Raw genomic sequence first — 5,749 nt, 5'->3', positions numbered from 1 at the left:
CCCGGGGGTGGTGGGCCCCCCAACAACACGCTTTTTGGTTGGGTTGGGGGGGGGGGGGTGGCCGTGCTGTGGGGTGTGGTGGCCTTGGCAGGGCCAGGCACCCCCCACCCGCGAACGGCCACAATCGCCGTATGAGCACAGCGATCAGCCTCGGCGAGTTCCTCCGCTCCCGCCGCTCCCTCCTGCACCCCGAAGACGTCGCCCTGCCGGATTTCGGAGGCCAACGCCGGGTCGCGGGCCTGCGCCGCGAGGAGATCGCCCAACTCGCCGGAGTCAGCGTCGACTACTACACGCGGATGGAACAGGGCCGCGTGCCCAACCCCTCGGGCGCGGTGCTCGACGCCCTCGCCCGCGCACTGCGCCTGGACGCGGACGCCACCCGGCACCTGCACCGCCTCGCCCGGCCGCAGGCGACCGCTCGGCACGCGCCCCGGCGCCGAGCCCAGCCGCAACGCGTGCGCCCGATGCTCCAGCGGCTGCTGGACGACCTGGTGGACATACCGGCGATGGTGATGGGCCGGCGCATGGACATCCTGGCCTGGAACGCGGCGGCGTGCGCCCTGTTCGGTGACTACGCGGCCCTGGACCCGGCCGAGCGCAACGTCGCCCGCATCACCTTCCTCGACGAGACGTCCCGCGAACTGTATGCGGACTGGGCCTCCTGCGCCCGCGAGAACGTCGCCTACCTCCACCTGGACGCGGGACGGCACCCCGAGGACCCCCGGTTGGCGAGCCTGATCGGCGAACTGTCGATGAAGAGCGAGGACTTCCGCCGCTGGTGGGCCGAGCACCCGGTGCAGGACAAGACCTCGGGGACCAAGCGGTTCCACCATCCGGTGGTCGGCGACCTGGAACTGGCCTACGAGACCCTGCGCCCGACGGACGACCCCGAGCAGGCACTGATCACGTACGCCGCCGAGCCCGGCAGCGCGTCGCACGACGCCCTGCGGATGCTGCTGGCCTGGTCCGGCGGGGTCCCTTCCCCCGTGCCGGCTGCCGACCGCGCGCGCTGACGGACAGCCGGCCCCGCCGTCTGTCGGCCGCTGCCACGAGGACGAGTCCTGTCGCCTTCGTGGGCAGCCCCTGAGGCCGCCGCCGGGGCCGAGCGTTCCGGGGAGTGGGTCTGGTCACGGCGACGCGGGCCTGCCAAGCTCTCAGGCGCCAACCGGCTTGAGCCACACGGAGGATGAAGGATGCGCATGCCCGAACTGAGACGGTTACTGGCCCGCCTACTGGCCGTGGCCGCGCTGCTGCTGGGAGGGCTGACCCTGGCCGGTGCGCCGATCGCCCAGGCAGCCGCACCGACGGCCGCACCGACGGCCGGTCCGCCGGTCGCGCGGACGGCCGGGACGGTGCAGGCCGTGCGGACCGCGACGCAGGCGGGTGGGACGACGATCTGCGGCTACACCCCGGTGCCGACCGGCTGGGTGATCGTCAGCGAGCAGTGGTCCGGCTGCGGAGGCTACGGCCTCTTCACCATCGCCGACGCCTCGGCCCTGACCTCGGTCCAGGCCTGCTCGAACGGACCGATACCCGCCGGCTGGGTGATCACGGCGATGCAGAGCGGCGCCGGCACCTGCGGGAGCTACCCGCTGTACTCGCTGCTGAAGGTCACCGACCAGACCGTCCTCCAGGACTGCGGGCAGTCCCCGATCCCGCCGGGCTGGGTGATCACCGCGATCCAGACCGTCTCCCCGGCCTGCGGCACCTACAGCACGTACACCCTCGTACCGCTGGGCGACCGCACCTCGGTCCAGGCCTGCGGCAACTGGCCGATACCCGCCGGCTGGGTGATCACCGCGATGCAGAACGGTGCGGGCTGCGGGAGCTACCCGCTGTACTCGCTGCTGAAGGTCACCACCCAGACCAGCCTCCAGGTCTGCGGGCAGTCCGCCGTCCCGAGCGGCTGGGTGATCACCGCCATCCAGACCAACTCGTCGGCCTGCGGCACCTACGGGACGTACACCATCGTCCAGTTGACGAGCCAGACGTCCGTCCAGGCCTGCGCCAACTCGCCTGTGCCGGTCGGCTGGGTGATCACCGCGATGCAGAACGGTGCGGGCTGCGGGAGCTACCCGCTGTACTCGCTGCTGAAGGTCACCACCCAGACCGGCCTCCAGGTCTGCGGGCAGTCCGCCGTCCCGAACGGCTGGGTGATCACCGCCATCCAGACCAACTCCTCGGCCTGCGGCACCTACGGGACCTACACCATCGTCAAGGTCACCGACCAGACCAGCATGCAGGTCTGCGGGCCGTCCACGATTCCGGCCGGCTGGGTCGTCACCGCGCAGGGCTCGGGCGCCCAGTGCGGCATCTACGTCGTCTACACCATCACCAGGTCCTCCTGACAGCCGCAGGCGTCCGCCCGCACCCGCCCCCGGCCGCCCGGGGGCGGGTGCGCCCCCACCGGGTGGCCTGGGCGGCGGGTCCCCCGGTTCCGGCCGGGGGCGCGGGTCAGGCGGTGTAGCGGGCCGTGCGGTAGCCGCCGCCGGCGGTGCGCTCCACGTTCTCGTCGTCCCAGGTGTGGGGGACCGCCAGCTTCCAGCGCCTGCGCAGGACCTTGTGCTCCTCGCGGTTCCTGGTCACGTACCACGTACCCATCCGGCACCAGGCCAGCGGCTCGTCGGCCTCCGTGGCCACCGCCCGGACCAGTTGCTGCGCGTACCGGGCGACCGTCGATTCCAGGTACTGGTTCATCCGGTAGGTGGCCTGGTCCCCGTGCTGGAACATGGCGTGGTCGGAGCCGGGCCGGGTGTGCAGCCGGCCGTGCTCCAGGGCCACCGTGCCGTGGCGTGCCACCGGCTCCTGCTGGGCGTTCAGGGCGATCCCCGCGTTGAGCCGGTTCAGGAGTTTGGCCTTCTCCATGGTCGCTTCCGGGATCTGGCCGCCGCCGGTGCCGCCCTGGGCGGAGTAGACCTCGTGGAGGTCGTAGTCGCCGGTGTAGAGGTACTGCTTCCAGTTCGGGTCGGCCTTCAGGGCGACCATGGCCGGGCCGCCGCCCGGCTGCTGCATGTCGAGCGGCACGTACGGCTCGTTGTTCGCGCCCTGGTGCACGATTCCGGCGGGGAGCGTCGGGGGCGGGTTGTCGATCCGCACACCGATCAGGCCCTGGGCGCCCCAGTGGCCGACGAAGCCGCTCAGGTCGTTGGCCTCGAGCCAGGCCAGGATGGTGGCCGGGTCCCCCGGGGCCTGCCCGGGGCCGGTGCCGTACTTCTTCTCGACGGAGCCGGGCTTGATCGACTTCTCCAGGATGGTGTGCGGCTTGGCCTTGGCGCCTTCCGCGATCCGCCGGATCGAGAACTCGCCGGTCTCCCGGATGGCGATGGTGTACTTGTGCTTCCTGCACACCGCCGAGATGGCGTCCCAGTGGTCCTGCCACACGATGTTCCGCAGGTCGGCCGCCCGCCTGCCGGGTGTGACGCTCCGCCCGTCGAAGGTGCCGGCCGCGCAGTCGGCTTCCACGGTGTTCTCGTCCAGCATCCGCTGCACCACCGGCCGGCTCCCGGCCCGGTCGCCGGCCGCTCGTTGGAGCATCCGGCCGGTCGCCGCGTTGCCGACGGCGCGCTGGAGGGCCGCGACGGCCTCAGGGGACTGCCGGGGCACGGCTCCGGCGGCGGATCTCGCCCGGGTGCCGGTCCGTCGGGCCGGGCTCACGCCGTGACGGGACTGCCCGGCCTGCCCCTGCTGCTTCCTCGCCTGCACGGTGGAACCCCCCTTGGTCTGCTTCGCCCCCGTTATACAACGGAGTCGGGCGGACGAGGAGAGCGCATCCGGCCGTGCACGGCCGGGGTTTCCGCCGCGCCCTCCGTCCTTCGGCGGCCTTCGGTGGGGTGCCGCTCCTGCCGGGGGCACCCCACCGGGGCGGGTCAGCCGACGTGCAGGGTCACTGCGGCGGTGTGGAGTTGGCCGGCGGTCTGGAACTGGATGAAGGTGCGCCAGTTGCCGGGCCTGGACAGTTCGGCGTGGAAGGTGAGGGCCGGTCCGCCGTGGTCTCCGCCGGCGGCCCGGGTCTCGGGGTGGAGGTGCGCGAAGGCCTGGTCGCCTTCGTGGAAGGCGCTGATGTGCGCATAGGTGCCGAGGTAGGGCTGGAGGTCGGTGACGGGCCGGCCGTCCCTGGTGATGGTGGCGGTGAGCGGGTGGGCCATGCCGGCCATCGGATCGCCCTGGATCGTGACGGTGTAGCCGTCGGCCGTGGCGCTGCCGGACGCCGCGGGCAGAGGGGTGTCCACCACCTGGCCGGGGACGGTGACGGTGCGGCTGAGGACGAGGTCGGAGCCCTTGCCGGGGCCGCCGGCGGGGGTGAAGGAGGCGTACAGGCGCCAGCTGCCCGGCTGGAGGGCGGCGAGGTCCGCGGTCCAGGTGCCGTCGGCGGCCATGGTCGGGTGGAGGTGCTGGTAACCGGTCAGGTCGGAGCGGACGGCGTAGAAGTGCATGGTCTTGGTCTGCTCGACGGCGAAGTCGGTCACCGGCTTGCCGTCCGGGCCGACGACCGTGAACCGGAAGGGAGTCGGCCGGTCGGCCGGGAGCGCCGCGGGCTCGGCCTCGAGGCGGTAGCCGTTCTTCTCGGCTGCCAGGCCGTCGTCGGCGTTCATGCCGGGCATGCCTTCCATGCCACCGGCTGTCGACGGCGTCGGGTTGGAGGGGGACGAGCCGGCCGTGGTGACGCCGTGGTCCATGCCCGGCATGGAGTGGTCCCCGGCGGAGGAGCCGCAGGCGGACAGCGCCAGCGCCAGCACGGCGGTCGCACCGGTCGTGGTGAGGGTGCGGCGACGGACGGTGGAGCGGGACGAGAGGGGCATCGGAATGATCTTTCGTGCGCGGGCGCGCCGAAGGGCGCGCGAATGAGCGGGACGCGTGGCCCGGCCCGGCCGACCGGCCGGCGCCGGCACGGCCCCGTCACGTACGCGCGATGCACACCTGGAGCAGCACGTCCCGTCCGCCTCTCGGCGGACCCCTGCGCCGGAGGTGCGGCTCGCCTTCCGGACGTCCCGTCAGCGCCGGCGCGGAGAGCGCAGCGGCGACGACGGCGACGGCGAGCCCGCCGGCCGACGGCAGCGGGGAGCGTTCGCGCGCGGGGGTGGACACGCACGGCGGTCCGCCCGGCCGGGACGCGGCCGCGGGATGTGCGGCAGCGCCGGACGCCGGCAGCGAGAGCGCTACCGGCGCTCCCCCCGGCACCGGATGGCTGCCCGGCATCGCCGAGGGGGCGCCCACCGCGCTGTGACAGCCGCCGGCCGCGGAGGCCGGCGCGCCGTGCATGAGGAAGATCCCGAGCAGGACGGCGCAGAGTGCGAGCAGTCGGGGCGCGCCCGTCCGCCGCAGCTGGTCACCACCCACCCCTGACGTCCTTCCTGCTGCCCCGTCGTCCCGCGTCGCGCGAGCTCTGCGGCCACCATACCCCCGGGGAGTGTCCGGCGTGATCCGCCCCGGGCCTTCCGGCGGAGGGAGCGTCAGGCCTCGAGCGCCCGGATTCCTCGCGGACGCGTTCGCGCGGGTCGGGGCCCTTGGCGGGGATCGGGGGCGTCGAAGCGGATCGGAGCCGTTGAGCAGGCGGGCCGGGCCGGGTCCTCCCCGGAGGGCGGGGCGGCCCCGTGGGACACGAGGGGACGTACGGGTGGCGGCCGGGCCACTATGGGAGGAAGCCTGCGGGTTCACTGGTCGGTTCGAATAGGGGTCTCGTGATGGGCGTGCCGTGGCAACCGTCGCCGGGGCCCGGCTCCGGGGCCGCCGCTGCGGCGGCGCCGGCCGG

General features: G+C 73.5%; 4 protein-coding genes. 2 read left to right on the top strand and 2 right to left on the bottom strand.

Features of this window, described 5'->3' with window-relative positions; translation table 11 throughout:
- Positions 1 to 131 precede the first annotated feature (131 nt).
- Both ABT247_RS31220 and ABT247_RS31215 read left to right on the top strand, forming a co-directional pair.
- A complete protein-coding gene (locus ABT247_RS31220) occupies positions 132 to 1,013 on the top strand; it encodes a helix-turn-helix transcriptional regulator (protein ID WP_350749381.1) in 882 nt (293 codons plus the stop codon).
- 186 nt (positions 1,014 to 1,199) lie between these two features.
- The gene (locus ABT247_RS31215) at positions 1,200 to 2,348 is read left to right on the top strand and encodes a hypothetical protein (RefSeq protein WP_350749379.1); all 1,149 of its coding nucleotides are present in this window, start codon (positions 1,200 to 1,202) and stop codon (positions 2,346 to 2,348) included.
- 106 nt (positions 2,349 to 2,454) lie between these two features.
- Here the strand turns inward: ABT247_RS31215 and ABT247_RS31210 are convergent, their stop codons facing one another.
- Together ABT247_RS31210 and ABT247_RS31205 are read right to left on the bottom strand one after the other, a co-directional pair.
- Positions 2,455 to 3,702, bottom strand: coding sequence for a hypothetical protein (locus tag ABT247_RS31210; RefSeq protein WP_350749376.1), 1,248 nt, complete (start codon positions 3,700 to 3,702; stop codon positions 2,455 to 2,457).
- 164 nt (positions 3,703 to 3,866) lie between these two features.
- Positions 3,867 to 4,799: a DUF8832 domain-containing protein gene (locus tag ABT247_RS31205; protein ID WP_350749373.1), complete on the bottom strand. Its 933-nt coding sequence runs from the start codon at positions 4,797 to 4,799 to the stop codon at positions 3,867 to 3,869.
- Positions 4,800 to 5,749: the final 950 nt, after the last annotated feature.

The organism is Kitasatospora sp. NPDC001539, assembly GCF_040298565.1.
In the GTDB taxonomy this organism is placed as follows: Bacteria; Actinomycetota; Actinomycetes; order Streptomycetales; family Streptomycetaceae; genus Kitasatospora.
This window is presented reverse-complemented; position numbering and strand designations above follow the sequence as displayed.

Excerpts from the sequence above, each read along its gene's own strand:
- ABT247_RS31205 (WP_350749373.1), bottom strand. The coding sequence starts at position 4,799 with ATGCCCCTCTCGTCCCGCTCCACCGTCCGTCGCCGCACCCTCACCACG.
- ABT247_RS31215 (WP_350749379.1), top strand. The coding sequence starts at position 1,200 with ATGCCCGAACTGAGACGGTTACTGGCCCGCCTACTGGCCGTGGCCGCG.
- ABT247_RS31220 (WP_350749381.1), top strand. The coding sequence starts at position 132 with ATGAGCACAGCGATCAGCCTCGGCGAGTTCCTCCGCTCCCGCCGCTCC.